Origin of the sequence: Ruegeria atlantica (assembly GCF_013032005.1) — a bacterium.
GTDB lineage: Bacteria > Pseudomonadota > Alphaproteobacteria > Rhodobacterales > Rhodobacteraceae > Ruegeria > Ruegeria atlantica_A.
Genome location: NZ_WQBE01000002.1, coordinates 126264 through 151586, shown reverse-complemented (window position 1 = coordinate 151586; position 25323 = coordinate 126264). Strand labels below are relative to the sequence as shown.

21 protein-coding genes are annotated in these 25323 nt (G+C 59.7%); 11 read left to right on the top strand and 10 right to left on the bottom strand.

All coding sequences use genetic code 11. The features are described 5' to 3' along the window. Positions 1–90: 90 nt before the first annotated feature. Both GOX21_RS06560 and GOX21_RS06555 read right to left on the bottom strand, forming a co-directional pair. Positions 91–504, bottom strand: coding sequence for a group III truncated hemoglobin (locus GOX21_RS06560; RefSeq protein ID WP_170376337.1), 414 nt, complete (start codon positions 502–504; stop codon positions 91–93). Positions 505–555: 51 nt separating this feature from the next. Further along, on the bottom strand, positions 556–3474 hold the full coding sequence (locus GOX21_RS06555; protein WP_170376336.1) for an error-prone DNA polymerase: 2919 nt from the start codon (positions 3472–3474) through the stop codon (positions 556–558). A gap of 109 nt (positions 3475–3583) precedes the next feature. On the opposite strand from GOX21_RS06555, the gene GOX21_RS06550 reads away from it, so the two are divergent. Further along, positions 3584–4048, top strand: coding sequence for a DUF1203 domain-containing protein (locus tag GOX21_RS06550; RefSeq protein ID WP_170376335.1), 465 nt, complete (start codon positions 3584–3586; stop codon positions 4046–4048). On the opposite strand, the gene GOX21_RS06545 is transcribed toward GOX21_RS06550, so the two are convergent. Next, on the bottom strand, positions 4045–5037 hold the full coding sequence (locus tag GOX21_RS06545; RefSeq protein ID WP_170376711.1) for an ABC transporter ATP-binding protein: 993 nt from the start codon (positions 5035–5037) through the stop codon (positions 4045–4047). The genes GOX21_RS06550 and GOX21_RS06545 overlap by 4 nt on opposite strands. 87 nt (positions 5038–5124) lie before the next feature. Between GOX21_RS06545 and GOX21_RS06540 the strand changes: the two genes are divergently transcribed. The 3 genes from GOX21_RS06540 to polA all read left to right on the top strand — a co-directional run bounded on the left by GOX21_RS06540 (position 5125) and on the right by polA (position 8890). Beyond that, on the top strand, positions 5125–5304 hold the full coding sequence (locus GOX21_RS06540) for a zinc-finger domain-containing protein (protein WP_170349697.1): 180 nt from the start codon (positions 5125–5127) through the stop codon (positions 5302–5304). 34 nt (positions 5305–5338) lie between these two features. Continuing rightward, positions 5339–6001, top strand: a complete 663-nt coding sequence (locus tag GOX21_RS06535) for a YrbL family protein (RefSeq protein WP_170376334.1) — start codon at positions 5339–5341, stop codon at positions 5999–6001. A 90-nt stretch (positions 6002–6091) separates the two neighbouring features. Continuing rightward, positions 6092–8890 (top strand): DNA polymerase I, encoded by a 2799-nt coding sequence (gene polA, locus GOX21_RS06530; RefSeq protein WP_170376333.1) that lies wholly within the window; start codon positions 6092–6094, stop codon positions 8888–8890. 58 nt (positions 8891–8948) lie between these two features. Here polA and GOX21_RS06525 read toward each other — a convergent pair whose 3' ends face one another. Together GOX21_RS06525 and GOX21_RS06520 are read right to left on the bottom strand one after the other, a co-directional pair. Beyond that, positions 8949–9179, bottom strand: coding sequence for a DUF2798 domain-containing protein (locus GOX21_RS06525; RefSeq protein ID WP_170349700.1), 231 nt, complete (start codon positions 9177–9179; stop codon positions 8949–8951). A gap of 62 nt (positions 9180–9241) precedes the next feature. Then, positions 9242–9997 (bottom strand): hydroxypyruvate isomerase family protein, encoded by a 756-nt coding sequence (locus GOX21_RS06520; RefSeq protein ID WP_170376331.1) that lies wholly within the window; start codon positions 9995–9997, stop codon positions 9242–9244. Between the two features lie 181 nt (positions 9998–10178). Here GOX21_RS06520 and GOX21_RS06515 point away from each other — a divergent pair, with 181 nt between their 5' ends. Then, a complete protein-coding gene (locus GOX21_RS06515) occupies positions 10179–11114 on the top strand; it encodes a DMT family transporter (protein WP_170376329.1) in 936 nt (311 codons plus the stop codon). Here the strand turns inward: GOX21_RS06515 and GOX21_RS06510 are convergent. Further along, complete coding sequence (locus GOX21_RS06510) at positions 11111–11689, bottom strand: DUF1285 domain-containing protein (RefSeq protein ID WP_170349702.1); 579 nt, start codon at positions 11687–11689, stop codon at positions 11111–11113. The genes GOX21_RS06515 and GOX21_RS06510 overlap by 4 nt on opposite strands. Positions 11690–11753: 64 nt before the next feature. On the opposite strand from GOX21_RS06510, the gene GOX21_RS06505 reads away from it, so the two are divergent. Genes GOX21_RS06505 through GOX21_RS06490 form a run of 4 tightly spaced genes read left to right on the top strand, consistent with a single transcriptional unit; the run spans position 11754 to position 18434 of the window. Next, positions 11754–12761 (top strand): AAA family ATPase, encoded by a 1008-nt coding sequence (locus tag GOX21_RS06505; protein ID WP_170360874.1) that lies wholly within the window; start codon positions 11754–11756, stop codon positions 12759–12761. Then, complete coding sequence (locus tag GOX21_RS06500) at positions 12758–13633, top strand: DUF58 domain-containing protein (RefSeq protein ID WP_170376327.1); 876 nt, start codon at positions 12758–12760, stop codon at positions 13631–13633. The genes GOX21_RS06505 and GOX21_RS06500 overlap by 4 nt, the downstream gene beginning before the upstream one ends. Beyond that, positions 13630–16395: a DUF4159 domain-containing protein gene (locus GOX21_RS06495; RefSeq protein ID WP_170376325.1), complete on the top strand. Its 2766-nt coding sequence runs from the start codon at positions 13630–13632 to the stop codon at positions 16393–16395. The genes GOX21_RS06500 and GOX21_RS06495 overlap by 4 nt, the downstream gene beginning before the upstream one ends. Continuing rightward, a complete protein-coding gene (locus GOX21_RS06490; protein WP_170376324.1) occupies positions 16392–18434 on the top strand; it encodes a hypothetical protein in 2043 nt (680 codons plus the stop codon). The genes GOX21_RS06495 and GOX21_RS06490 overlap by 4 nt, the downstream gene beginning before the upstream one ends. Here the strand turns inward: GOX21_RS06490 and GOX21_RS06485 are convergent, their stop codons facing one another. Beyond that, a complete protein-coding gene (locus GOX21_RS06485) occupies positions 18435–19283 on the bottom strand; it encodes a 2-keto-4-pentenoate hydratase (RefSeq protein WP_170376322.1) in 849 nt (282 codons plus the stop codon). 117 nt (positions 19284–19400) lie between these two features. Here GOX21_RS06485 and GOX21_RS06480 point away from each other — a divergent pair, with 117 nt between their 5' ends. Both GOX21_RS06480 and GOX21_RS06475 read left to right on the top strand, forming a co-directional pair. Next, positions 19401–21602 carry a response regulator gene (locus GOX21_RS06480; RefSeq protein WP_170376320.1) on the top strand — a complete coding sequence of 734 codons (2202 nt, stop codon included), beginning with the start codon at positions 19401–19403 and terminating at the stop codon, positions 21600–21602. 8 nt (positions 21603–21610) lie between these two features. Then, the gene (locus GOX21_RS06475) at positions 21611–22069 is read left to right on the top strand and encodes a VOC family protein (protein WP_170376318.1); all 459 of its coding nucleotides are present in this window, start codon (positions 21611–21613) and stop codon (positions 22067–22069) included. Here GOX21_RS06475 and yaaA read toward each other — a convergent pair. The 3 genes from yaaA to GOX21_RS06460 all read right to left on the bottom strand — a co-directional run bounded on the left by yaaA (position 22060) and on the right by GOX21_RS06460 (position 25279). Then, complete coding sequence (gene yaaA, locus GOX21_RS06470; RefSeq protein WP_170376316.1) at positions 22060–22830, bottom strand: peroxide stress protein YaaA; 771 nt, start codon at positions 22828–22830, stop codon at positions 22060–22062. The two genes, GOX21_RS06475 and yaaA, sit on opposite strands and share 10 nt — an antisense overlap. A gap of 33 nt (positions 22831–22863) precedes the next feature. Then, complete coding sequence (gene recQ / locus GOX21_RS06465; RefSeq protein WP_170376314.1) at positions 22864–24903, bottom strand: DNA helicase RecQ; 2040 nt, start codon at positions 24901–24903, stop codon at positions 22864–22866. Positions 24904–24988: 85 nt separating this feature from the next. Further along, a complete protein-coding gene (locus GOX21_RS06460; protein WP_170326293.1) occupies positions 24989–25279 on the bottom strand; it encodes a YggT family protein in 291 nt (96 codons plus the stop codon). Positions 25280–25323 lie beyond the last annotated feature (44 nt).

Below are 25323 nucleotides of genomic sequence, written 5' to 3'. Positions count from 1 at the left end.
GGCTGTCTATTCGCGCTGCATAAACCCATTTTGCAGAGTCTGATAGCCCCTATTTTACCGCTAACATGTCAAAGCCGGTATGATATCCGATCATCGCAGGATCGGCGGCGCGTCCTTAGGCTGACGGGCAGACTGAACACCCGCTTTCATCCCCACTCCGATACGACGCGCCAAGGCGACCCAGGGAATGGCGGTTTCCGGTGGCAGCATCCGGGTGGCGACCTCTTCGAACAGATCTAGCCAATGGGCGAAGAATTCGGGTTTTACATCGGGCCGCTCGATATGAACCCGCTGTGGATTGCCGTCATAGCTACGCTCGTACAGGATGGCGTTGCGCCAGAAGGCGGCAATTTTTTCCTCATGCGCGGGCCAGTCATCGACATGTCGGTTGAAGATTGGCCCCAGCACTTTGTCTTCCCGGACGCGAGCATAGAAGGCGCTGACCTGCGCGTTGATTTGCTCGGGCGTCGCGGGGAATCGCGGGGGCATGGTTGGTCTGGACATGCGTGATCTCGGGGTTTCGATTTTGTTCGCGGTCAATAGCCGGTTCAGGGGTTACGCTACAGGGGTGGTTTTGTCGCGCTGGTCCGGTGTCAGAATATGCCGCAGCAGGGCCACCGGATGCGCCTTGAGGCTGAGACGGGTGGCCACATAATCCTCGACCACCTGTTCGCCCAGCGTCATCTGGGGCAGATAGGCTTCGGGCTCGTCCAGCGCCTCGCCTTCCAGATCCTGTGAGAACAGCGGCAGAGGTTTGGCGGTGGCAATCGCCTTGGCTTGCCACAGCGCCTCGCGCCGGGTCAGATCGCAGGCGGCGAAGGCATCGGCTTCGGCCAGTCGTTCGATCACCGACGGTCCAAGGCCCGCGCGACGCCAAACATCGTCGACCTGATGGTAGCCGTTGCCACGCGCGGCGGTCAGCCAGCTGGCGTCTTCCTCGCTAAGGCCTTTGATCTGGCGAAACCCCAGCCGCAGGGCCAGCCCGCCATGACCGTCGGGTTCCATCACATTGTCCCAGAAACTGGCATTGATGCAGACCGGGCGCACCTGAACCCCATGTTCGCGTGCATCCCGCACGATCTGGGCAGGCGCATAGAACCCCATCGGTTGCGAGTTCAGCAGCGCGCAGGCGAAAATCCCCGGGTGATGGCATTTGATCCAGGCCGAGGCATAGACCAGCAGCGCAAAGCTGGCCGCGTGGCTTTCCGGAAAACCGTAAGAGCCGAAGCCTTCGATCTGCGAAAAACAACGCTCGGCAAAGTCATCGTCATAGCCATTGCGCTTCATGCCGCGCAGGAACAGCGCGCGGAATTCGCTGACATTGCCATGTTTCTTGAAGGTTGCCAGCGACCGGCGCAGGCGGTCGGCCTGTTCCGGGGTAAACCCGGCACCGACAATGGCGATCTGCATTGCCTGTTCCTGAAACAACGGAACGCCCAGCGTTTTCCCCAGCACCTCGCCCAACGCGTCCGAGGGGAAGCTGACCTCCTCTTCTCCGTTGCGGCGGCGGATATAGGGGTGGACCATGTCGCCTTGGATGGGGCCGGGGCGGATGATGGCGACCTCGATCACCAGATCATAGAAATTGCGGGGCCGCATCCGGGGCAGAAAGTTCATCTGCGCACGTGATTCTACCTGAAACACGCCGATACTGTCTGCCTTGCACAGCATGTCATAAACCATTGGGTCCTCGGGCGGCAGGGTGGCCAGCGTATAGCTGGTCTGGTGGTGTTGGCCGATCAGGTCGAACGCCTTGCGGATGCAGGTGAGCATTCCGAGGCTGAGGACATCGACCTTGAGGATACCCAGAGAGTCGATGTCGTCCTTATCCCAGCAGATGACCGTGCGGTCCTCCATCGTGGCGTTTTCGATGGGGACCAGCTCGTCCAAACGCCCCTCGGTGATGATGAAACCGCCGACATGTTGCGAAAGGTGGCGGGGAAAGCCGTTGATCTCATAGACCAGCATTAGAGTCTGTTTTAGGCGGCGATCCTCGGGGTCGAGACCGATTTCGCGCATGCGTTCAGCCTCAAGCCCGGCGGCAGAGAAAAAGCCCCAGAGTTGTGAGGATAAGGCTGAAATGGTGTCTTCGGTCAGGCCCATCGCCCGCCCGACCTCACGAATGGCGCGTTTGCCGCGATAGTGGATCACGGTGGCGCAGAGACCCGCACGGTGGCGGCCATAGCGGTCGTAGATGTGCTGGATCACCTCTTCACGCCGTTCATGTTCGAAATCGACGTCGATATCGGGGGGCTCATCGCGGGCCTCGGACACGAAGCGTTCAAAGACCATGGTGCCCATCTCGGGGCTGACTTCGGTGATGCCAAGGCAGAAGCAGACCACCGAGTTGGCCGCCGAGCCCCGCCCCTGGCACAGGATACCGCGTGAGCGGGCGAAATGGACGATGTCGCGCACGGTCAGGAAGTAGGGTTCGTATTTCAGCTTGCCGATCAGGGTCAGTTCATGCGCCAGCATCTTTTGCGCCTTTTCCGACGCGCCCGCCGGATAGCGCCATTTTAAACCCTCATGCGCCAGGCGGTGCAGGCGTTGAGTCGGGGTTTCCTGTTCGCTACCTTCGCTGGGATATTCATAGCGCAGCTCGTCCAGAGAAAAGGTTAGTTGTTCGCTGAGTTGATGGGCGCGGGTGACCGCGCCTTCGTGGCCTTTGAATATCCGCAGCATCTCGGCCTCAGACCGCAGGCGCTGTTCCCCGTTGGCCAGCGCTTCGCGACCGAGCTCATCGACTTTGCGGCGTAGGCGGATGGCGGTCACCACATCGGCCAGCTTGCGACGGGTGCCGTGATGCATCAGCGGTGTGCCACTGGCTAGGGTGGGAATGCCGAGTTGCTTTGATTCAGTCTCTAATAAAGAGAAATAGACAGTATCTGCACCATCATACCGGGGATGCATCAGCAGATGCATCCGCCCGGCAAAGCGGCGCGTTAGCTGTTGCGCCTGTGTCCGCCATCCGTTCGCGCCGCCCGGAGACGGTGTCGCCTGTGGCCAGAGCAGCAGGTGGAGACCGTCGGAGAATTCCAACAGGTCGGACAGCTGTAGAATGCAGTCGCCCTTTTCGGCGCGCAGGCGGCCTTTGGACAGGATACGGCACAGGTTGGCCCAGCCCTGCCGGTTCAGGGGTAGGGCGGTGACGGTGGGCGCGTCGGTAAAGATCAGCCGCGCCGCTGGGATCAGGCGCGGCACCGCGTGGATGGGGTAAGAGAGCGGTTTGGGGATGTGATCGGGGCAAGGTGGGCCGATAGAGGTGTTCTGCGCTTCCCACTCCAGCCGTTCACGTACCTTGCGGGCGATTTCGCGCGCTTGGGTATGGGCACGGACGATTCCGGCGACCGAATTGTCATCGGCAATCGCGATGGCCGGTAGGCCAAGGGTGACGGCACGCTCCATATATTCCTCGGGATGTGAAGCCCCGGTGAGAAAGGTAAAATTCGACGTGATCGACAGTTCGGCATACATGGCGATTCCATATTATATTCACGTTTTGTTCTTTTTCGAGTCCTTTGCGCAGGAAACGGGTCGATTGGGATTTTCCGGGTGGGCATGATTGGGCAAAAGGAGACGCAAAATGTTCAAGATCACCGCATTGGCAACCGACGAAGTGCGCGCCCTTCAGGCTGGTCACCCGGATGCTTATGGCGCCACGCCAGAGCGCGCGACATCCACAGGCACAGGCAATCCATGCCGCCATTGCCTGCAGAATATTCCTGAGGGCGAAGAGATGCTGATATTGGCGCACCGGCCTTTTCTAGAGACACATCCTTACGCGGAAACGGGTCCGATATTTCTATGCGCTGCACAGTGTGAGCGGTACGAGGGGAAAGGGCTGCCAGAAATTCTGACCACGTCACCCGACTATCTGATCAAGGGCTACGGAACCGATGACCGGATCGTCTATGGCACCGGAGCGATCACACCCACAGACCAGATTGCCACTGCCGTCAGGGATATCTTTGCCCGCCCCGACGTGAGCTATATCCACGTCCGATCCGCGCGAAACAATTGCTACCAGGCTCGAATCGACCGGGTCTAAAGCTTGACCCGGTGCAGGCCCCGGCGCGGCTGATCCTGATCGTCTGCTGGGGTCTCATTCGCGCGGGATGAGGTAAGGGCGAGGAAGACATCCTCGAGATCAGCTTCTTCGGTACGAACATCGCGGATGCGGATGCCGGCAGAGCGTACGGATTCCAGAACTTGTTCGGCGCTGGTCTGGGCGCTGCGATAGCTCAATACCAGGGTGCCATCGTCTCGCAAAGCGGCTTCGACGCCTTCGGTCGTCGGCAAATCGGTCACCGGGCTATCCGGAGCAATCACCATGGTGCGGCTGTCCACCCGGCCCAGCAGGTTGGCGGTGCTGTCCTGCGCAATCTTTTCGCCGTGATTGATGATCGCGATCTCGTCACACATTTCCTGCGCTTCTTCCAGGTAATGCGTGGTCAGGATGATAGTCATGCCCTGTTCGTTCAACTTGCGCACATTGGCCCACAGCATCTGACGCAGTTCGATATCCACGCCCGCCGTCGGTTCATCCAGCACAAGGATCTTGGGATGATGCACCAGCGCCTTGGCCAACAGCAGCCGCCGCCGCATCCCGCCCGAGAGGGTTCGCGCATAGGCCTCGGCCTTGTCGCTGAGGCCAACCAGCTCCAGGATCTCATCGCTGCGGCGCTGTGCTTTGGGCACGCCGTAAAGGCCAGCCTGTACCTCAAGCGCACCGCGCGGGGTGAAGAACGGGTCGAGGTTCAGTTCCTGCGGCATCACGCCAATGGAAGCACGGGACTGGCGCGGGCTCTGGTCCTGATCGTAGCCCCAGATCGATACATGGCCCGAGGTTTTCACCACCAGCCCGGCCAGGATGTTGATCAGGGTTGATTTTCCGGCCCCGTTCGGCCCCAGCAGGCCAAAGACTGACCCCCGTGGAACGGTCAGGTCGATGCCTTTCAATGCGCTCTTCTCGGGCTGGCCCTTGCCGCCACGATAGGTTTTGCGCAGCCCTTCGATCCTGATTGCCGCATCGGCCATGTGACCCTTGCCCCCGGTTTGCTCATCGCTCATAAACGCACCTAATGCATGCCCGCGAGGCCGACAACCGAAGAAGGATCGCCAGCCGTGACAATCGAAGCGCCGGAAACCAAGATCGTCGAAACCGCCCGTGTCGCCTGTGACGGCGGCGAAGGCGCATTGGGCCATCCGCGCGTCTGGCTGCAAATCCCCGAGGATATTGGTTGGGTCGAGTGTCCGTACTGTGATTGCAAATTTGTGCTGTCCGGCAGCCAGGCACAAAGCTGACAGAGTGGCAGGTGCCGCGCGAAACGGAGGCCGGATGCCATTTGCAGTGCAGCTTTTGCGGCTATCGGATCAGGAGCCACTGGCAAAAGGCGGCCACAGAAATGTGTATGCCTACCCGGATCAGCCCGCGCTTTTGATCAAGGTGACACGGCCCCGTACACGCCGGAACCGCTCGTTCTCTAAACGGTTGGTGCGGCGGATATTGCCGGACACCGCCTTTCGCAACGCCTTGAAAGAGATCGAATGTGAGATGAAAGCCGCGCTGAAAAGCGGTGAGGAAATCGCGCAGCTGCCATTGGCACGGTCGTTCGGCGTTGTGCAGACAGATGTCGGGCCGGGGGTTGTGGTTGAACGGATTCAATCCAGCGATGGCCAGCTTGCGAACCATCTTTTGTCGATGTGCCGACAGCAGGGGTTGAGCGATCAGATGCTGGGTGACCTCAACCGTTTTGTGGAAAAATTGTTCGAACTGCAGATTGTGGGCCGTGACATCCACGCGGAAAACATCGTCTACGGGTTGCGCGGTCAGACCCGGATGTTTCTTCTGATCGATGGGTATGGTGAGCGTAACCTTGTTCCCTTGCGGTCACTGAGCCGTCGTTTGAATGATCGGTCCCTAAACAAGCAGATGCAGCAAATCGCAGATCGTACAAGGCTGGTCTGGGATAAGGCGCGCAGGGTATTCAACCTCGGCTAAGCATTCGGATCCGCAGTTTGTTTGTCTTCTGCGCTGGTCACCTGCACGGCCCTGTGGCAGAACCGTTCCCAACCAGAACGGAGCGCGTACATGAGCAATTTCGGAAAAGGATGTCACCTGCATCTGATCGACGGATCAGCTTTTATTTTTCGGGCCTATCACGCGCTGCCCCCACTGACGCGGAAATCCGACGGGTTGCCGATTGGCGCTGTGTCTGGGTTCTGCAACATGCTGCAGAAATATGTCGAAGGAAACGCCGGGCCGGACGCGCCGACCCATGTGGCCGTGATTTTCGACAAGGGATCGCACACCTTCCGCAATGACCTGTATGACCAGTACAAGGCCAACCGCGAGGCAATGCCCGAAGATCTGCGCCCGCAGATGCCGCTGACGCGCGAGGCGACGCAGGCGTTCAATATCGCTTGCAAAGAGTTAGAGGGCTATGAAGCCGACGACATCATCGCGACCCTCGCCGTGCAGGCGCGCGATGCCGGCGGACGGGTGACAATCGTTAGTTCGGACAAGGATCTGATGCAGTTGGTCGGCGGCGGCGTGGAAATGCTGGACGCGATGAAGAACAAGCGCATCGACCGCGATGGGGTGTTCGAAAAGTTCGGTGTTGGGCCGGAACGGGTAGTCGATGTGCAGGCGCTGGCAGGTGACAGCGTCGATAACGTGCCGGGCGCGCCGGGCATCGGGATCAAGACAGCGGCCTTGCTGATCAACGAATATGGCGATCTGGAAACCCTGTTGGACCGTGCCGAAGAGATCAAACAGCCCAAACGCCGCCAGACGCTGATCGAAAAGCGCGATCAGATCGAGCTGTCGAAAAAGCTGGTGCAATTGGATGAGAATACTCCGCTGGACTTCACCCTGGACGATCTGGAGGTGAAAGACCCCGAACCGGACACTTTGCTGGGCTTTTTGGCCGAGATGGAGTTTCGCACCCTGACCAAGCGCATCGCCGACAAGTTGGGGGCCGAGGCCCCGGTAATCGCTGATGCGCCCGCACCTGCGGTCGAAGAGGCCGAGGCTGAGGCCGTCCCCTTTGATGCGTCGAAATACGAATGCGTACGCGATGCCGGGGCGCTGCAAAAGTGGATTGATCAGGCATATGAGCGTGGCTGGGTCGCGGTCGATACCGAAACCACCGGGCTGAATGAAATGATCGCTGAGCTGGTGGGTATCTCACTGTGCGTTGAGGCGGGTGAAGCTTGCTATGTGCCGCTGATTCATCGCGAAAGTGCAACGGATGATCTGTTCGGATCGGATGCGCTGGCCGATGGGCAAATGCCGTTGGATGAGGCTCTGACCCTGCTGAAACCGATGTTTGAGGATCCATCGATCCTGAAAATTGGCCAGAACATGAAATACGATGCCAAGATATTCAAACGGTATGGCGTCGACGTGGCCCCGATCGATGACACCATGCTGATGTCCTATGCGATGCATGGGGGCGAGCACGGACATGGTATGGATACCCTGTCCGAACGATATCTGAGCCACACGCCGATCCCGATCAAACCATTGCTGGGCTCGGGCAAGTCGGCGATCACCTTCGACAAGGTTCCGATTGATGAAGCTACGGCTTACGCTGCCGAGGATGCGGATATCACTCTGCGCCTGTGGAAACTGTTCAAGCCGCAACTGCATCAGGTGCAGGTGACCACAGTATATGAGACGCTCGAACGCCCTCTGGTGCCGGTTTTGGCAGAGATGGAGATGCACGGCATTAAGGTCGACCGCGACGTCCTGAGCCGCATGTCGAACGCGTTTGCGCAGAAAATGGCGGGATTAGAGGCTGAAATCCATGAGCTGGCGGGAGAGAACTTCAATGTCGGCTCACCCGCGCAGCTGGGTGAGATCCTGTTCGACAAGATGGGTCTGGAAGGCGGCAAAAAGGGCAAGACCGGTAAATATTCGACCGGGGCGGATATCTTGGAAGATCTGGCAACCGAGCATGAGTTGCCGCGCCGGGTGTTGGATTGGCGGCAGCTGTCCAAACTGAAATCGACCTACACCGACGCGCTGCAGACCCATATCAATCCGGATACGGGCCGGGTGCATACTTCTTATTCGATCACTGGGGCGAACACGGGGCGTTTGGCCTCGACCGATCCCAACCTGCAAAACATCCCGGTGCGCACGGAAGAAGGGCGGCGCATTCGCGAGGCATTCATTGCCGAGCCGGGCAATGTGCTGGTCAGTCTCGACTATAGCCAGATCGAATTGCGGATTCTGGCGCATATCGCCGATATATCGGCTCTGAAACAAGCGTTTTCAGATGGTTTGGACATTCACGCTATGACCGCGTCCGAGATGTTTGATGTGCCGCTGGACGAGATGACGCCGGATATCCGCCGTCAGGCCAAGGCGATCAACTTTGGTGTGATCTATGGCATCTCGGGTTTTGGACTGGCTCGCAACCTGCGCATCCCACGAGCCGAGGCGCAGGGTTTCATCGACCGTTATTTCGAGCGGTTCCCTGGTATTCGCCGCTACATGGACGACACCGTCGCCTTTGCCAAAGAGCATGGTTACGTGCAGACGCTGTTTGGGCGCAAAATCCATACGCCCGAAATCAATGCCAAAGGCCCACATGCCGGGTTCTCGCGCCGGGCGGCAATCAATGCGCCGATCCAAGGTACAGCAGCAGATGTGATCCGCCGTGCAATGGTGCGAATGCCGGATGCGATCAATGGGTTACCCGCAAAGATGCTGTTGCAGGTGCATGACGAATTGCTGTTCGAAGTGGCCGAGGACGCGGTGGATCAGGTGATCGACGTGGCGCGCGATGTGATGGAAGGTGCATCGGACCCGGCGGTGAAGTTGGATGTAACGCTGAGCGTGGACGCGGGGCAAGGGGCCAACTGGGCCGAGGCGCACTAGCTGCTAAAAACAAGGGCGGCGCAGTTCATCAGGCCCGGCGGGCCCTCTTCACAGCGGATCAGTCCTGTGGCCTGACCAGGCGGTTGACCAACCGTTGCACGGATGGGCCAAGCAGCAGGATGACGGTGAAGGCGATGGGCCAGCAAAAGGCCCAGGACGCTATCCAGTCGCTGACGGTGTTGGGGCCAAACCCGATGGCTTTTACCGTCGCGATCCCGGTCACCAGGCAGGACATGAGGCCCGACATGATCAGGCTGAACAAGGCGCGGGAAAAGCGGGCGGGGATCATTGCGGGCATCCTGATGGTCTTGTTTCCCCTGATGTGCTGTATTTTCCGTCAAAACGCCAGAGCTAGCCCCGCATCCAGTCAAGGCTGTCCGTTGTTCGTGACGTGGAGGCAATATATTCGGCGCTGACCCAGCCGGAATAACCCGTTGCGTCCATCGCTGCGAACAGACGTTGGAAATCTGTCGGTCCGCGCCCCGGTTCACAGCGGTCGGGGGCGGCGCCGATCTGGGCGTGAACGATCCGCGGGTGAAAGCGATTCCAGACAGTTTCCGCGTCATCGTGGATCATATGAGCATGAAAGCTGTCATATTGCAGGCCGACATTGGGGCGGTTCACATGGTCCAGCACCTGCATTGCCAGATCGTAATCGTTCAGAAAGTACCCGGGCTGGGAAACCGGATTCAGCGGTTCGATCGTGAACTGCTGTTGCGGGGCGAAATCGGCGGCCCATTGCAGGTTGCGCACGAAACAGTCCTGCGCGTCCGAACCCGTGGCATACCCCGACATGATGTGAATCAGCCCTGGTCGCAGGATCTCGGCATAGCGCAAGACACGGCGGATATCGGATTGAAACCGCGCCTCGCCACCCGGAACTGCGGCATAGCCGGGCTCACCCCCGGTGTAATTGGGCGGCGGCGCGTTGATCAGAACAAGTTCCAGTCCATTTGCCAGCAGCGCGCGGCGCGTTTCCTTTGCAGCCAGTTCATAAGGAAACAGAATTTCGACCGCTTTGAATCCGGCGTCGGCCGCCGCCTGGAAACGCTCCAGATACGGAAGCTCGGCAAAGAGCAGTGAGATATTGGCGGCAAATTTGGGCATGGGCGGTCTCTGGCAGTTGTTGGCCGGACCTTAGCGGGACGGCGAATTTTGGGGAAGGGGACCAAAAACGACAGATTGTCGAAAATCGGCCAGATCGCCTGGATCAAATCAGAGACTTTTGGGGCAACGCGGCGAATCATTTTTGCGCGCCGTGCCAACAGAAGGTTTGAACACGATGGCAATGAGCCCTGACCCCGTGCGCGGGAACGCCCTTACTGTGTCTGGCGGACGGACATCCGCGGTGTCTGGCAATGGTCTGGCGGTTGCATCCATGCTGACTTGGGCGGCGGGATTTCCGGCCGCCGAGGTGCTGTTGCAAAGCTGGCCTCCGGTGGCCCTGTTTGCAGCACGATTGGTATTGGCGGTGGCGTTTCTGGTTCCGGTCTGGTTGCTGATTGACGGTCCGTCACGCGTATTGCGCGCCCGTTGGGGACATGCGTTGTTTGTTGGCGGGACGCTGGGCGCTGGCATGTTCCTGATCATTGTGGCGCAAAAACTGACTGACCCGGTAACAGTGGCCATCATCGCCTCTTGCGCGCCTTTGTTCGCGACGCTGTTGGAACTGGCGACCGGCACACGGCGGTTGCGGTGGAATTTTGCGGTAGGTCTGGTCGTGTCGATCGTCGGCGGGCTGATTGCCACCAGTGCGGTAGCTCCGGCGCAGCTTGGGTTGGGTGCGGGCTGTGCCATCCTGTCAACCGGGCTGTTTTGTTGGGCCAGCATGGCGACAGCGCGGGATTTCCCGGACCTCAGCCAGACCGGGCGCAGCACGATTACCTTGGTTGGGGGGCTGATCGTGGCTGCATTCCTGTTCTTTGCGGCCGGTCAGGCTGGCATGGATATCCTGCCCTCGGCACCGATTGATGTGCAGCAGATGGGGATGCTGGTCATCTATGCGCTGGTGTCGCTGGGGCTGAGTCAGGTGCTGTTCATCGCGTCGGTGGGCAAGCTGGGCGTGGCGTTGGCCTCGTTTCATATCAACATCGCGCCCTTCTATGTGATGCTGATCATGCTGGTATTGGGCGAAGAGTGGAATTGGACCCGCGCGCTGGGCGCGAGCATCGTCGCTGTCGCTGTGGTTCTGGCGCAGGATCGCCGGGTCCCGCGACGAGCTTAATCCGGCAGGTCCTCGGACGGAATCAAAGGAAAAAACCGCCCCCCCGACCGAACGCCGAACCAGCCATCCTGATGCTGGGCAAGGTCCACGAGGCGGTAAAAGCTTTTACGATCAATCCGCGCCTCAAGGTTTGTGCGCACCAATACATAGGGCGACGGCTCTTCTGTTTCCTCGTCGATGACAATGCGGATGGGATGATCCGGCCCCGCCACAGCCCGGTCACCGACATGCGTGCTAAAAGTCACGCTTTGCCCGTCACCTTCCCCCTCGACATCGAAATCGACGGCCACAAAGGGCGCATCCTCGACGGTGATTCCAACCTTTTCCACCGGGGTTACCAGGTAATACTTCCCGTCTTCTTTCTTAAGAATTGAGGAAAAAAGCTTCACAAGCTCGAACCGGTTGATGGGCGACCCTAAATAACTCCAGGTGCCATCTTTTGCGATCTTGATGTCCAGATCGCCGGAAAACGGAGGATTCCACAGGTGAACAGGCGGCAAACCCTTGGATTTGGTTGCTTTGACCGATGCTGCCAGACCATCAGGTGAAGGGGTCACAGGTTTTTGTCCGCTCATTGCTTTTGCCATTTCCTCTCAGCGCGATACACTTCAATCATAATAGTCCACGGAAGGGAAAGTCATGAGCGAACCTGCCGACCTCGTGTCCGAGATCGAAGCGCTGGAAAACAAGCTGCAAGAGGCCAAGGCCTCGATCACCCGTCGCTTTATCGGACAGGAACGGGTCGTTGACCTGACCCTGACTGCGCTGTTGTGCGGCGGTCACGCTTTGTTGATCGGCTTGCCGGGGCTGGGTAAGACGCGATTGGTTGAAACCTTGTCGACGGTGATGGGCCTGCATGGCAATCGTATCCAGTTCACGCCCGATCTAATGCCTGCCGATATTCTGGGGTCCGAGGTTCTGGACACCGCCGATGACGGCACCCGCCACTTCCGCTTCATCTCTGGCCCGATCTTCTGTCAGTTGCTGATGGCGGATGAGATCAACCGCGCCAGCCCGCGGACTCAGTCGGCTCTGCTACAGGCAATGCAGGAACGCACCGTAACCGTGGCGGGCGAAGATCGCTCGCTGGGCGAGCCGTTCCACGTTCTCGCCACGCAAAACCCGATTGAACAGGAAGGCACCTATCCCCTGCCCGAGGCGCAGCTGGACCGGTTCCTTGTTCAGGTCGATGTTGAATACCCTGACCGTCAGACCGAACGAGACATTTTGCTTGCAACCACAGGGGTCGAAGAAGACGAAGCCCATCAGATTTTCACCAAAGATGAACTGCTGGCCGCGCAGGTTTTGCTGCGTCGCATGCCGGTGGGAGAGTCGGTTGTGGAGTTGATTCTTGATCTGGTTCGTGCGTTCCGCCCAGAAGAGGCAGGTGCGTCCGAGCGCGTCGCAGAAACAGTTGCCTGGGGTCCAGGTCCCCGTGCGGCGCAGGCGCTGATGATGACGGTGCGGGCCCGCGCGATGTTGCAGGGGCGGTTGGCGCCAAATGCCGAAGATGTCCTGGACATGGCCCGCCCGGTGCTCAGCCACCGGATGGCGCTGAACTTCGCGGCGCGCGCGCGTGGTGATAGTCTGGCTGAGCTGATCGACTCGACGGCCGCCGGGTTAATCCGTACCGAGGCCGCGGCGTGAATGCCGCGCTGACCCTTCGAGAAAGATCCGAGGCCGAGGCATCCCGGCTACCGCCGCTGTTGGCGCGCGCAGAACATCTGGCCGGAACCGTTTTGCTGGGCGATCACGGGCGCAGGCGCTCGGGCCTTGGCGATGATTTCTGGCAATACCGCCCGGCGCAGATTGGTGACAGCCGCCGGATGATCGACCACCGGCGCTCGGCCCGCGGGGATCAGCAGTTTGTGCGTGAACGGGAATGGCAGATCGCGCAATCGGTGATGCTGTGGGTGGATCAGGGTGCCTCGATGCGGTTTGCGTCCAACAAGAACCTTCCCACGAAAGGTGACAGGGCCCGTTTGCTGGGTTTGGCAATCTCGATCCTGCTGGTACGCGGTGGAGAGCGCGTGGGCCTAACCGGTACCACGCTGCCGCCCCGGCGCGGAAACGCGCAAATCATCCGACTGGCGCAGGCCTGGTCAGGCGATGTGCAGGACGATTACGCCTCGCCCGAGCATCGCGCCATGATCCCGCGCGCGCGTGCCGTGTTCATATCGGACTTTCTGGGCCCGATGAGCGAGGTGGAGCTGGCCCTGACCAAAGCTGCCGACCGTGGTGTACGGGGCGTTTTGATGCATGTTCTGGACCCGAGCGAGGAATCTTTTCCCTATCACGGCCGCACCGTGTTCGAGAGTGTCGGACGAACCCTGAGACACGAGACACTGAAAGCTGGTGCTTTGCGTGGCCGGTACCTTGAGCGGCTGGCGGAGCGTAAGGAAGCGCTACAGCAATTGTGCCGGGCGACAAATTGGCAATATGGCCTGCACCACACCGAAGACAGCGCACAGGCGGCGCTGCTGTGGTTGTACCGCGCTTTGGACGGGAGCTTGCGATGACGGCATTTCTGTCAGTGATCAGCTTCACATCCCCTTGGGTATTGCTGAGCCTGCTGGCCCTGCCGATCCTGTGGCTGATTCTGCGCGCGGTTCCACCTGCACCGATCCGCCGCTTGTTTCCCGCGGTCACTTTGCTTTTGGGACAGAAGGACAAGGAAAGCGTTTCGGACCGTACCCCGTGGTGGTTGCTTTTGCTGCGGATGTTGGCAGTTGCCGCGATCATCATTGGATTAGCCGGACCGGTATTGAACCCGTCACGTATTCAGGCCGGGTCCGGCCCGTTGCTGTTGGTGTTGGATGCAAGCTGGGCCGGGGCTACGGGATGGCCAGCAACGCTGGAGCAAATTGACGCCCAGTTGGTTGAGGCCGGACGCGCGGGCCGTCCGGTATCCATTTTGCGCCTTACAGAGCCGGAAACCCCGGTCTTTCAGGCGGCAGAGGCCTGGCGCGGGCGGTTGCCGGGGATGGTTCCGGTGCCGTGGCAACCAAGCGAAACCCAGATCACGCAGGCAATTGACGTGCTGGATCAGATCGAAGAGGACTTTGACACATTCTGGTTCAGCGACAAGCTGGCTTACCCGAACAGCGCCCGAATTCTGGACACTTTGCAATCGCGCGGTGACGTGACGGTGTATCAACCTGCCGCCCCGGTACTGGCGATGGTTCCGGCAGTGTATCAGGATGGGGTTATTCAACTGACTGCAAGACGATCTGAACCCGGGCCAGCGACGGCTGTCACGCTTGTGGCTCAGGGCCGCGACCCGGCGGGTGTCATGCGCATTCTGCACAGTGCTGATGCCGTTTTCGAAGAAAATGAAACAACGGCGCAGGTGGAGCTTGCCCTGCCATCCGAATTGCGGGGACGGATCACAAGGTTCGAGATTCAGGGGCAGCGTTCGGCCGGTGCGGTAACGCTAACGGATGACAGCCTTCGCCGACGCGAGGTCGCCCTGATCGCCGGAACGTTGAACCGTGAAGGGTTGGAACTGCTCTCACCGCTGCACTATCTGACCCAGGTCCTGAGCCCAACTGCGGATTTCGTGGATGGAGGGTTGCTGGAAGTTTTACCTGCCAATCCTGATGCCATCGTTCTGGCCGATGTGGCCAAACTGTCGCCCGGGGAGCAGACGGCATTGGTGGAATGGGTCGAACAGGGCGGATTATTGCTGCGCTTTGCCGGTCCACGCATGGCCGCCAGCGACCTGGGCCGCGATTCCGAAGATGTATTGCTGCCGGTACGTCTGCGCAGCGGCGGTCGCTCGGTCGGTGGCGCGATGAGCTGGGGTGAGGCCAAGGGGCTGGCACCCTTCCCGGAAAACTCGCCTTTCTACGGCTTGCAGGTGCCCGGCGATGTTACGGTCACAACACAGGTCATGGCGCAACCAGACCCTAACTTGGCGGATCGGGTGATTGCGTCGCTGTCCGACGGCACGCCCCTGGTCACACGCAAGGCGCTGGGCTTGGGTCAGGTGGTTCTGTTCCATGTGACGGCGGATGCAGAATGGTCCAGCCTGCCGCTTTCGGGGCTGTTTGTTGAGATGTTGGACCGTCTAGCGGTGGCCTCGGCTGCGAAATCCCGGCAGGATTCGCAGCTACGGGGCACCACGTGGGAGCCGTTGCAAGTGATGGACGGCTTTGGCGCCCTGTCCGATGCGGGCAATCTGGCTGGCGTGGACGGGGTCAAGCTGATCTCGGGCACAACCGGCCCCGATTTGCAGCCCGGCCTTTATGAAAGCGGCAAACAGAAGCTGGCCTTGAATGTTCTGTCGGAAGAAGCTGTGATTAGCCCGGCAATCTGGCCTTCGGATGTACCGATCAAAGGGCAGGAGGTGAACTCTGAGACACCTGTCGGGGGCATCCTGCTCAGCCTCGCTCTGCTATTGCTGACGATTGATGTGATCGCCTCATTGGCCTTGTCTGGCCGCCTTGGTCTGGCCAAAGCGGCGGCGGTTGCGCTGGGTGCCATGCTGTTGGTGCCCGAGGCGCAGGCGCAGACGCCCGAGGATACAGAATTCGCACTGAATGCCACGCATGAGCTGGTGCTGGCCCATGTGCTGACCGGAAATGCGCAGGTTGACGATGTGGCAGGTGCTGGCCTGCGTGGCTTGTCGCAAACGTTGTTCTATCGCACATCGGTCGAACCTGCCGAGCCATTTGGGGTGGATCTTGAGCGCGATGAACTGGCGTTTTTCCCGCTGCTGTATTGGCCGATCACTCCGGATCAGCCGCAGCCTTCGGCTGAGGCTTATGTTAAACTGAACGCTTATTTGCGATCGGGTGGCATGATCCTGTTCGACACACGTGATGCGAATATCGCGCGCTTTGGAGCCTCGAGCCCCAATGGGCGCAAACTGCAACAACTGGCGGCCCCGCTTAATATTCCCGCGTTAGAGCCTGTCCCCGGTGATCATGTGCTGACTCGTGCCTTTTACCTGCTGCAGGATTTCCCGGGTCGCTACGCTGGTACAGAAATCTGGGTCGAGGCCGCCCCGGTGGATGCCGAACAGATCGAGGGCATGCCATTTCGCAATCTCAACGACAACGTCACCCCTGTGGTGATTGGCGGCAATGACTGGGCCGGGGCCTGGGCGATCGACCGCAACGGACAGGCGCTGTTGCCAGTCGGGCGTGGTTATGCCGGGGAACGTCAGCGCGAGCTGGCCAATCGCTTTGGGGTCAATCTGGTGATGCATGTGCTGACGGGGAATTACAAATCGGATCAGGTACACGTGCCTGCGCTTTTGGACAGGTTGGGACAATGACCGGAACAGTCATCTTTGATCCGCTGATCCCGTGGCCAGTACTGGCCATTGTCGCCGCGATTGCGGTCACAGGGGTTCTGCTGGCCCTTTGGCGCGGCCTGTCTGGTTGGGCCTTGCGCGGGCTGGCGGCGCTGGTGGTGATCGCGGCCTTGGCGGGTCCGGTCTATCAGGTCGAAGACCGTGCGCCGCTGACTGATATCGTGCTGATGATCGAGGATGAAAGCGCCAGTCAGGCCCTTTCGGATCGCGCCGACCAAACCGCACAGGCGGCCGAGGGTTTGGCTGCTGAAATCGAAGCCCGTGACAATACCGAGCTGCGCCGAATCAAGGTCGCCGACGGAGACGGGGACGAAGGCACGCAGGTCATGGCCGCGTTGAGCGCCGCATTGGCCGAAGAGCCGCGCGCACGGATTGCGGGTATTCTGGTGGTTTCAGACGGTCTGGTGCATGATGTCGAGCAGGCACCCGACCTGCCCGCGCCGATGCACTTGCTGCAAACCGGACGTGAAAGCGACTGGGATCGCCGCCTGATCGTCCGCAATGCCCCCGCCTTTGCTATTATCGGCGAGCCTGTCACCCTGACCTTGCGCGTCGAAGACAGCGGCGCCGCGCCGGCCGGGGCGACCACTGCGCCGCTTGAGATATCAGTAGATGGGGCCGAGCCGGAACAATTCACCATTCCCATCGGCGTCGATGTCGAATTGCCCATCGCTCTGCCGCATGGTGGGCGCAATGTCATCCAGTTCACTGTGCCTCAGGCCGAGGGCGAATTGACCGACCGTAACAACACCGCGCTGATCCAGATGAACGGGGTGCGTGACCGGCTGCGTGTGCTGCTGGTTTCGGGTGAGCCGCATCCGGGTGGGCGGACCTGGCGCAATCTGCTGAAATCCGACAGCTCGGTCGATTTGGTGCATTTCACCATCTTGCGTCCGCCCGAGAAACAGGATGGCGTGCCGGTGGACGAGTTGTCCTTGATCGCTTTCCCAACGCGCGAGCTGTTTCTGGAAAAGATCAACGATTTCGACCTGATCATCTTTGATCGCTACAAACGGCGCGGCATCCTGCCCGCGATCTATCTGGACAATGTCACCAATTATATCAACGAAGGCGGCGCTGTTCTGATTGCGGCAGGGCCGGATTTTGCCAGCGCCGACAGCATCTTCCGTTCACCTTTGGCGCCGATTCTGCCGGCACAACCCACTGCCCGAGTGATCGAGGAACGTTTCGTGCCCATGGTGACCGATCTGGGCCATCGCCACCCGGTGACGACAGATCTGGGGGATTCCGAGGATTGGGGTGCATGGCTGCGCCAGATCGACGTCAACCACCGCACGGGTGAGCTGTTGATGACCGGTGTGGATGAGCGACCCCTGCTGGTGCTGGACCGCGTGGGCGAAGGGCGCGTGGCGCTCTTGGCGTCGGACCATGCCTGGTTGTGGAGCCGGGGTTTTGAGGGCGGCGGGCCGCAATTGGAACTGTTGCGCCGTCTGGCCCATTGGATGATGAAAGAACCCGAGCTTGAGGAAGAAGCCTTATGGGCCGAAGCCAACGGGCAGGTCATGCGTATCATCCGTCAGACATTGGAGGATGAGGTCGGACCGGTGACCATCACCCGCCCCGATGGCGAAACGCTTGAAATAACGCTCGATGAGGTCTCCCCTGGGCGGTTCGAGGCGACATATTTTGGACCCGAGATTGGCCTCTACCGTCTTCAGGAAGGTGACCAGATGGCAGTGATCGGGCTGGGCCCCGCTGCGCCGAAAGAGTTTGAGCGCACCATCGCCACTGATGAGGTGCTGAAACCCGTACTGGCCGAATTGCGCGGGGGTGCAATCCGACTGGAAGACGGGTTGCCGTCTATCCGCAATGTCCGCGCCGGGCGTCCGGCTGCTGGGCGCGGATGGATCGGCCTGACCCCGCGAGAAGCCTATGAGACGCGCGATGTCACACAGGCCGGGCTTTTACCGCCCTGGCTGGTGCTGGTGCTGGCCGGTGGCTTCTTGCTGGCCGGATGGTTGCGCGAAGGGCGACGTTGATTACTCGAACACCACGCTGACCGTGGGATCACCGGGCAGACCCGCATAGGTGACGGACGCCCCGCCTTTGCCCTTTGCAGGCGGCACAAGCGGGCCGAAAGACCCGACCGAAATCAGGTCGCCGGCTTGAAACTCGATACCTTTCGACATCAGCCATAGGGCCGCATTTGCCGGGTGCCCCAAAACGGCCGCCCCTGGGGCTTGCGCCAGTACCTCGCCATCCGCGGCGCGGAGTGTGACCGTCATATCCTGCAACGCCTGCGTCATCGCTGTAGGATCGGATACGGGAATTTCAGAGCCTAACACGCCGAGTTTCGGGGCAACGCCAATGGCGGTTAGGGTAACCGGCGTGATTGGCTCCCCCTCGGCCAGGGTAAGATCCGGCAGCTCGATAAAGGGGCGGATGGCTGAGATATGGGCAAGAACTTCGGCCGGGGTAGTCGCCTGATTGATGCCAGCGTCGCCGACAACCAGCACCAAATCGGCCTCAAAAACCGGACGCGCACCCCATGTGGCGGGTACAGTGGCCCCGTCGTCCAGCATCATATCGCGGTACAGAACGCCCTGAACCGGTTCAGATGCGCCGAACCGCTCTTGCGCGGGGGCGCTGGTCAGGCCTGCCTTATAGCCGATGATCGGCCCCAAATGTGGTTCTAACACACTGACTATCTTGGCCTGTGTACACAGCGCGTCTTCCATGCTGCCATCCGCAGAAAGGGCCGCCGTCGGCGTGTTGGTCAGATAGTCCTGCACATATTGGTCGATCTGCGCTTCTGTGGCGCAATCCGCCACCGCATGAGAACCCAGCGTGATTGCGCAGAGTATTGGCAAGTATGTTTTACGCGGCATGGCAGACCTCCAGGTTTTCGAAAACTCTGGCACGATGGTCCGTGTTCGGGCAACGGCTTAAGCACTTTTTCACGCTCTGTCTGGATGCTGGGCGCAAGTTACCCGGGATCAGCAACGATGAGTCTAGCAACCAAACTGGCACAGGAACGGCGTGCGCGGCTGGCGGCCGAGCGGCTGTTGGAAATGAAGCAGGTCGAATTGTCAGCCGCCAATCGCAAGCTGGGTTTGCATGCGATGGCCCTGACCAAACGCATCGGTGAAACCCAGGCCGAGGTCGAAACGGTCAGGGATGAAAATGAAAAGGTCAAATCCGACCTGACCGAAGCCAATGCCAAGATCGAAGTGGCCGAGCGCCGCTTGTGGCATTCGATGCAGACCATTCAGGACGGTTTCGCCTTTTTCAATGACCAAAGCAACATGATCGGGGCCAATGCCGCCTATCTCAGCCTGTTTGACGGTTTGGAAGAAGTGTCGCCGGGTATTGCCTATGCCCGTATCCTTGAGATTCTGACCGACGAAGGGTTGATTGACATTGGCGCGGAATCTCCGGCCGATTGGCAGGCCAGAATGCTGAACCGCTGGGCACAACCCCAGCCGGAATCGGTGGTGATCAAACTGTGGAATGGTGAATATTTCAAGTTGATCGACCAGCGCGGCAATGGCGGTGACGTGGTCAGTTTGGGCCTGAACATCACCGCCTCGGTTCGGCATGAGGCTGAGTTGAAGGCCGCCCGCGAACGGGCCGAGGCCGCAAACCGGGCCAAATCTGCCTTTCTGGCGAATATGAGCCATGAAATCAGAACCCCGATGAACGGCATTGTCGGCATGACCGAGTTGATGTCGGAAACCCCGCTGGACGAGGAACAGCGGCTCTACCTCAACACCATCCGCAACTCGGGCGAGGCGTTGTTGGTGATCATCAACGACGTTCTGGATTATTCCAAGATCGAGGCGGACAAGCTGATCCTGCACCCTGAACAGTTCGATTTTGAACGCTGCATTCTTGAGGTTGCGATGCTGATGCAACCCAGCGTGCGCGACAAAGGGCTGTCCTTGCTGGTCGATTATGATTTGTTCCTACCGACCTTGTTCGTGGGCGATCCCGGTCGCGTGCGGCAGGTATTGACCAATCTGGTGGGCAATGCGGTCAAGTTCACCACCGAAGGCCATGTGTTGATCCGCGTCACTGGTGTGCCGAATGCAGACACGAACACATGCGATATTCACGTTGCGATCGAAGACACCGGTATCGGCATCGAAGAGGACAAGATCGGGCACATCTTCGGTGAATTCAATCAGGTCGAAGATGAAAAAAACCGCGCATTCGAGGGTACAGGGCTGGGGTTGGCGATCACCAAGCGGCTGATCACACTAATGGGCGGGTCGGTCTGGGTGGAAAGCGAGCCCGAGCTGGGCTCCTGTTTTGGATTTCGCATCTCGTTGCCCACCATCGAAGGCCCGCAACCCACACCGCCTGATTTGGCTGGTCGGTTGCGCCACGTGGTCGTTGTCGAGGATCTGGCGGTGAACCGTGCCATCCTGTCGAAACAGCTAGGGCGATTGGGATCGAAAGTCACCGTTTGCGCCTCGGGGGGTGAGGCGCTGGCCGCTGTTGATGGCAGTGTGGACCTGTTGCTGTGTGATCACGACCTGCCGGACATGGATGGGTTGGAACTGGCGACCACGCTGAAAGGCCGGGGCTGGGGGGATTTGCCCGTGGTGGTGATGTCGGCCAATCCCGGTGTCATCCACGCCAACCCGGCACGTAACCTGATTGACGGGGTTTTGCAGAAACCTATTCCCCGCGCCGAACTGTATTCGCGCTTGACGACATTGGGGCGGCTGCCTGTCACGCCTGAAGCTGCTTCAAGTGACCCCGAGGCACCGTCAGAGCCGCACGGTGAACGCCAGATGCGTGTTTTGGCAGCCGAGGACAATCGGACCAATCAGTTGATCCTGCAAAAGATGGTCAAGGATTTGAATATTGACCTGCAATTCGCCGCGAATGGGCTGGAAGCCGTGGACCAGCATCAGAAATTCGACCCGGACCTGATTTTCATGGATATTTCGATGCCCAAGATGGATGGGAAACAGGCCACGGCGGAAATCCGGCGGCGCGAGATTGACACGGATCGGCATGTGCCGATCGTCGCATTGACGGCGCATGCCATGGCTGGGGATGATCAGGGCATTCTGTCGGCCGGATTGGATCACTATCTGACCAAACCGCTGCAAAAGCGGAGAATCCACCAGATGATATTGGACCATCAGCCCGAGGATGCTTTGCCTGTCATTGCCGAAGATGCACAGGCTGAATAGGGTAAGCCATGACTGATCGTGGATTTCAGCCTCGTGCCTTGGGTGAGATTGCCATTCGCTGTGCCGATATGGGCGCGATGGTGGCGTTTTATGAAGATGTAATCGGGCTGGAACGCCTGAGCGGTGATCACAACAGCGCCATCACCTTTTTCCGCATCGCCGAAGGGTTCGGTGGGCATACACAGGTCTTGGCCCTATTTCACCACACAGCAGCCCCGCGGCCTGGGTTGCACCCGACCGGCGCCGACAAGCCCACTACCGGCGCCGGGTCATCGCTGCATCATATTGCTCTGTCATTGCCCTTTGCCGAACAAGAGGCCGTGATGCGCTGGTATGACAAAATCAGTCAGCCTTACCGCGTTGAACAATTCGGCTGGATCGGATGGCGGGGCATTTTCACCGAAGACCCCGAGGGCAACACGGTTGAGTTGGTTGCTTACGACCCATCGATGCTGGATCAGGCCTGATAGGGGCGCACGAAAACGGGTTTGTCCTCTTGCGACAGGTCCGAGCGGTATTCATATCCACCAGTGTCGAAATCCAGCAACCCTTTGGGGTCGGTCAGACGGTGTTGAACGATATATCGGGCCATCGCACCCCTCGCTTTTTTGGCAAAGAAACTGACGATCTTGGGGGTGCCGGCCTTGTCTTCCATAAAGACCGGCGTGACCACCCGCAGCTTCAGCGCCTTCAAGTCGACCGCGCCGAAATATTCCTGACTGGCGCAATTCACCAGAACGTCTGATCCGACCTCTTCAGCCTGCGCGTTCAGCGCTTTGCTCAGTTGGTCGCGCCAGTATTCATACAGGTTCTTACCGCGCCGGGTTTTCAGCTTGCTGCCCATTTCAAGACGATAGGGTTGAATCGCGTCCAGCGGGCGTAACACCCCGTAAAGTCCGGACAGGATACGCAGATGGTCTTGTGCCCAGGCCATTTCTTCGGCATCCAGCGAGGTCGCTTCCAGCCCCTGATAGGTATCCCCAGCAAAGGCCAGCGCTGCAGGTCGGGTCAATTCAGCGCTCGGCGAGTCCGAAAATGCTCGATACCGGTCACGGTTCAGACGGGCCAGATCGTCGCTGAGGTCCATCAGTTTTTTCAGATCGCCCAGTGTCAGATTGCGGGCGGTTTTCGACAGTCGGATCGCGTCGTCCTGAAAGTCGGGTTGCGTGACCTCAACGTCCCGCTCTGCCCAATCCAGCCGCTTGGCCGGGGAAACCACTACCAGCATATCCGCCCTCGTTTCTTGCCTGATGCAGGGTATCTAGCCCGCCTGACGCAGCACGTCCAGAAACGCGGCACCAAACCTTTCGTGACGACGGTTGCCCAGCACCTGTTCCATCCCGCGGGGGTCATTGGGGCGCAGTTGTGCGACCTTGGCCAGTTGTGAGGCCGAACAGGTCAGCGGTTTGTCAATCCCGTCGGAACCGCGCGAAAGCTGTGTTTGAACCTCAAGCAGTCGGTCATAGATATCCCCTTGTTCGCGGCCCGCCAGTTTGCGGCGTGCTGGGTGCAATTCTTCAACCGCGCCGGTCAGCACCTCAAGGAAGGTGTCGCCGTACCGTTCCAGCTTTTTCGCGCCAACTCCGCTGATCCGGGCCATATCGTCCAAAGAGGCCGGGCGTTTTTCGGCCATTTCAATCAGAGTGCGATCGGGAAAGATAACATAGGCCGGAACTCGCGCGCTTTCCGCCAGCGCGCGACGTTTGGCCTTGAGCGCAGATAGCAGCGGCGCGTCTTCCTCGGACACCATCATCTTGACGGCGGGCCTCCGGGTGGCCTTGCGGATCGTGTCTTTGCGCAGGTTGATCTGCGCCTCACCTTTCAGGATCGGCTTGGCTGCTTCGGTCATGCGCAACGCGCCGTGGCGTTCGGGATCGGGGCGAACAAGATCGTGACCCATCATCTGCCGGAAGATCGCCTGCCATTGCGGGCGCGACCAGTCCTTGCCGATGCCCCATGTGGACAGGTTGTCGTGCCGCCGGGCGCGAATCTTGTCGGTTTCATTACCCAGCAGAATGTCGATCAGATGGCCCGCGCCGAACCATTCCTCGGTGCGAAGGATCGCCGACAAGGCCATGCGAACGGGGGTGGTGCCATCGAACACTTCCGGAGGGCTGTCGCACAGGTCGCATTTACCGCAAGGTTCGATCTGTTCTCCGAAATACCCCAGCAGGGTCTTGCGTCGACATTCGAGCGCCTCGGCCAGCCCGAGCAGAGCGTTCAGCCGCGCATGATCTGCCATGCGCCGTTCCGGTGGTGCGAGCCCCTCGTCGATCTGAGACCGGCGCAAGCGAATGTCGTCGGGGCCGAACAGGGTCAGGGTTTCAGCAGGCCCGCCGTCGCGGCCGGCGCGGCCGATTTCCTGATAATAGGCTTCGATGGACTTGGGTAGGTCCGCATGCGCGACCCAGCGGATATCGGGCTTGTCGATGCCCATTCCGAACGCAACGGTGGCAACCACGATCAGCCCATCCTCGCGGGCAAAGCGGGTTTCGACGATGCGGCGGTCTTCGGCCTCCATTCCGCCGTGATAATGACAGGCGGTGTGGCCTTCGGCGCGTAAGGCCTGGGCCAACACTTCGGTTTTGTTGCGGGTGCCGCAATAGACGATACCGGATTGGCCTTTGCGCGCTTCGGCGAAGTCGAGGATCTGTTTGCGTGGGCCGTCCTTGGCGGCAAAGGCCAGATGGATATTGGGCCGGTCAAAGCCGCGCAGGAACTTACGCGGGGCAGTGCCGTCGAAAAGTTTTTCGACGATTTCCTCTTGAGTTTCGGCATCCGCGGTGGCGGTGAAAGCGGCCAAAGGCACGTCTAATGCGCGCCGTAATTCTCCAATCCGCAGATAATCTGGGCGGAAATCATGGCCCCATTGGCTGACGCAATGGGCCTCGTCTACGGCGATCAGGCTGACATTGATCCGACGCAACATGCCCAAGGCTGACCCGGCGGCCAGACGCTCGGGGGCCATGTAGAGCAGTTTCAGACGCCCGGCCTCCAACGCCTCCCACACGGCGTCGGTTTCTTCGGGGGTGTTGCCCGAGGTCAGCGCACCGGCCTCGACCCCGGCCTCTTGCAGCCCGCGCACCTGATCACGCATCAAGGCAATCAGGGGGGATATCACCACGGTCACCCCGTCACGCAGAAGGGCGGGTAACTGAAAACACAGGGATTTGCCGCCGCCCGTGGGCATGATTGCCAGCACGTTTTCACCCAGCGTGACGGCATCGACGATCTCTTCCTGACCGGGGCGGAAATCGTCGAATCCAAAGACATCTCGCAGCAAAGGCGCGGCGTCGAACATGTGCGGGGTTGCCCTGTTTTAAGGTTTATCTGCTCTTAAGACAGGACAATCACATACTAAGATTCGGTGAACAAGAGGGTTCGCGTCAGCTCAGCGCCATAAACAGTTCCGGCAGGACGTAGCTGCGAAGCGAAATGATGATGACCAGAACTACCAGAGGTGTCAGGTCGATGCCGCCGAGATCGGGCAAGACTCGGCGAATTGGGCGATAGATGGGCTCAAGGATGCGGTTCAAGCCATACCAGATCTGGGCAACGAACTGCTGGTGCAGATTCAGAACCTGAAAGTTGATCAGCCAGCTCATAATCACCTGAATTAAGACGAACCAATAGGCGATGCTCAATATCAAGTCGATGGGGCCGAAAATAGCCATCATGTCCGAATACTCCAGTTACGTTTGACGAGACCTAAGCGCCCCCG

What these genes read in the sequence shown, in the direction of transcription:
- GOX21_RS06560 (WP_170376337.1), bottom strand. Translation starts at nt 504, where the DNA reads ATGTCCAGACCAACCATGCCCCCGCGATTCCCCGCGACGCCCGAGCAA.
- GOX21_RS06555 (WP_170376336.1), bottom strand. Translation starts at nt 3,474, where the DNA reads ATGTATGCCGAACTGTCGATCACGTCGAATTTTACCTTTCTCACCGGG.
- GOX21_RS06550 (WP_170376335.1), top strand. Translation starts at nt 3,584, where the DNA reads ATGTTCAAGATCACCGCATTGGCAACCGACGAAGTGCGCGCCCTTCAG.
- GOX21_RS06545 (WP_170376711.1), bottom strand. Translation starts at nt 5,037, where the DNA reads ATGGCCGATGCGGCAATCAGGATCGAAGGGCTGCGCAAAACCTATCGT.
- GOX21_RS06535 (WP_170376334.1), top strand. Translation starts at nt 5,339, where the DNA reads ATGCCATTTGCAGTGCAGCTTTTGCGGCTATCGGATCAGGAGCCACTG.
- polA (WP_170376333.1), top strand. Translation starts at nt 6,092, where the DNA reads ATGAGCAATTTCGGAAAAGGATGTCACCTGCATCTGATCGACGGATCA.
- GOX21_RS06525 (WP_170349700.1), bottom strand. Translation starts at nt 9,179, where the DNA reads ATGATCCCCGCCCGCTTTTCCCGCGCCTTGTTCAGCCTGATCATGTCG.
- GOX21_RS06520 (WP_170376331.1), bottom strand. Translation starts at nt 9,997, where the DNA reads ATGCCCAAATTTGCCGCCAATATCTCACTGCTCTTTGCCGAGCTTCCG.
- GOX21_RS06515 (WP_170376329.1), top strand. Translation starts at nt 10,179, where the DNA reads ATGAGCCCTGACCCCGTGCGCGGGAACGCCCTTACTGTGTCTGGCGGA.
- GOX21_RS06510 (WP_170349702.1), bottom strand. Translation starts at nt 11,689, where the DNA reads ATGAGCGGACAAAAACCTGTGACCCCTTCACCTGATGGTCTGGCAGCA.
- GOX21_RS06505 (WP_170360874.1), top strand. Translation starts at nt 11,754, where the DNA reads ATGAGCGAACCTGCCGACCTCGTGTCCGAGATCGAAGCGCTGGAAAAC.
- GOX21_RS06495 (WP_170376325.1), top strand. Translation starts at nt 13,630, where the DNA reads ATGACGGCATTTCTGTCAGTGATCAGCTTCACATCCCCTTGGGTATTG.
- GOX21_RS06490 (WP_170376324.1), top strand. Translation starts at nt 16,392, where the DNA reads ATGACCGGAACAGTCATCTTTGATCCGCTGATCCCGTGGCCAGTACTG.
- GOX21_RS06485 (WP_170376322.1), bottom strand. Translation starts at nt 19,283, where the DNA reads ATGCCGCGTAAAACATACTTGCCAATACTCTGCGCAATCACGCTGGGT.
- GOX21_RS06480 (WP_170376320.1), top strand. Translation starts at nt 19,401, where the DNA reads ATGAGTCTAGCAACCAAACTGGCACAGGAACGGCGTGCGCGGCTGGCG.
- GOX21_RS06475 (WP_170376318.1), top strand. Translation starts at nt 21,611, where the DNA reads ATGACTGATCGTGGATTTCAGCCTCGTGCCTTGGGTGAGATTGCCATT.
- yaaA (WP_170376316.1), bottom strand. Translation starts at nt 22,830, where the DNA reads ATGCTGGTAGTGGTTTCCCCGGCCAAGCGGCTGGATTGGGCAGAGCGG.
- recQ (WP_170376314.1), bottom strand. Translation starts at nt 24,903, where the DNA reads ATGTTCGACGCCGCGCCTTTGCTGCGAGATGTCTTTGGATTCGACGAT.
- GOX21_RS06460 (WP_170326293.1), bottom strand. Translation starts at nt 25,279, where the DNA reads ATGATGGCTATTTTCGGCCCCATCGACTTGATATTGAGCATCGCCTAT.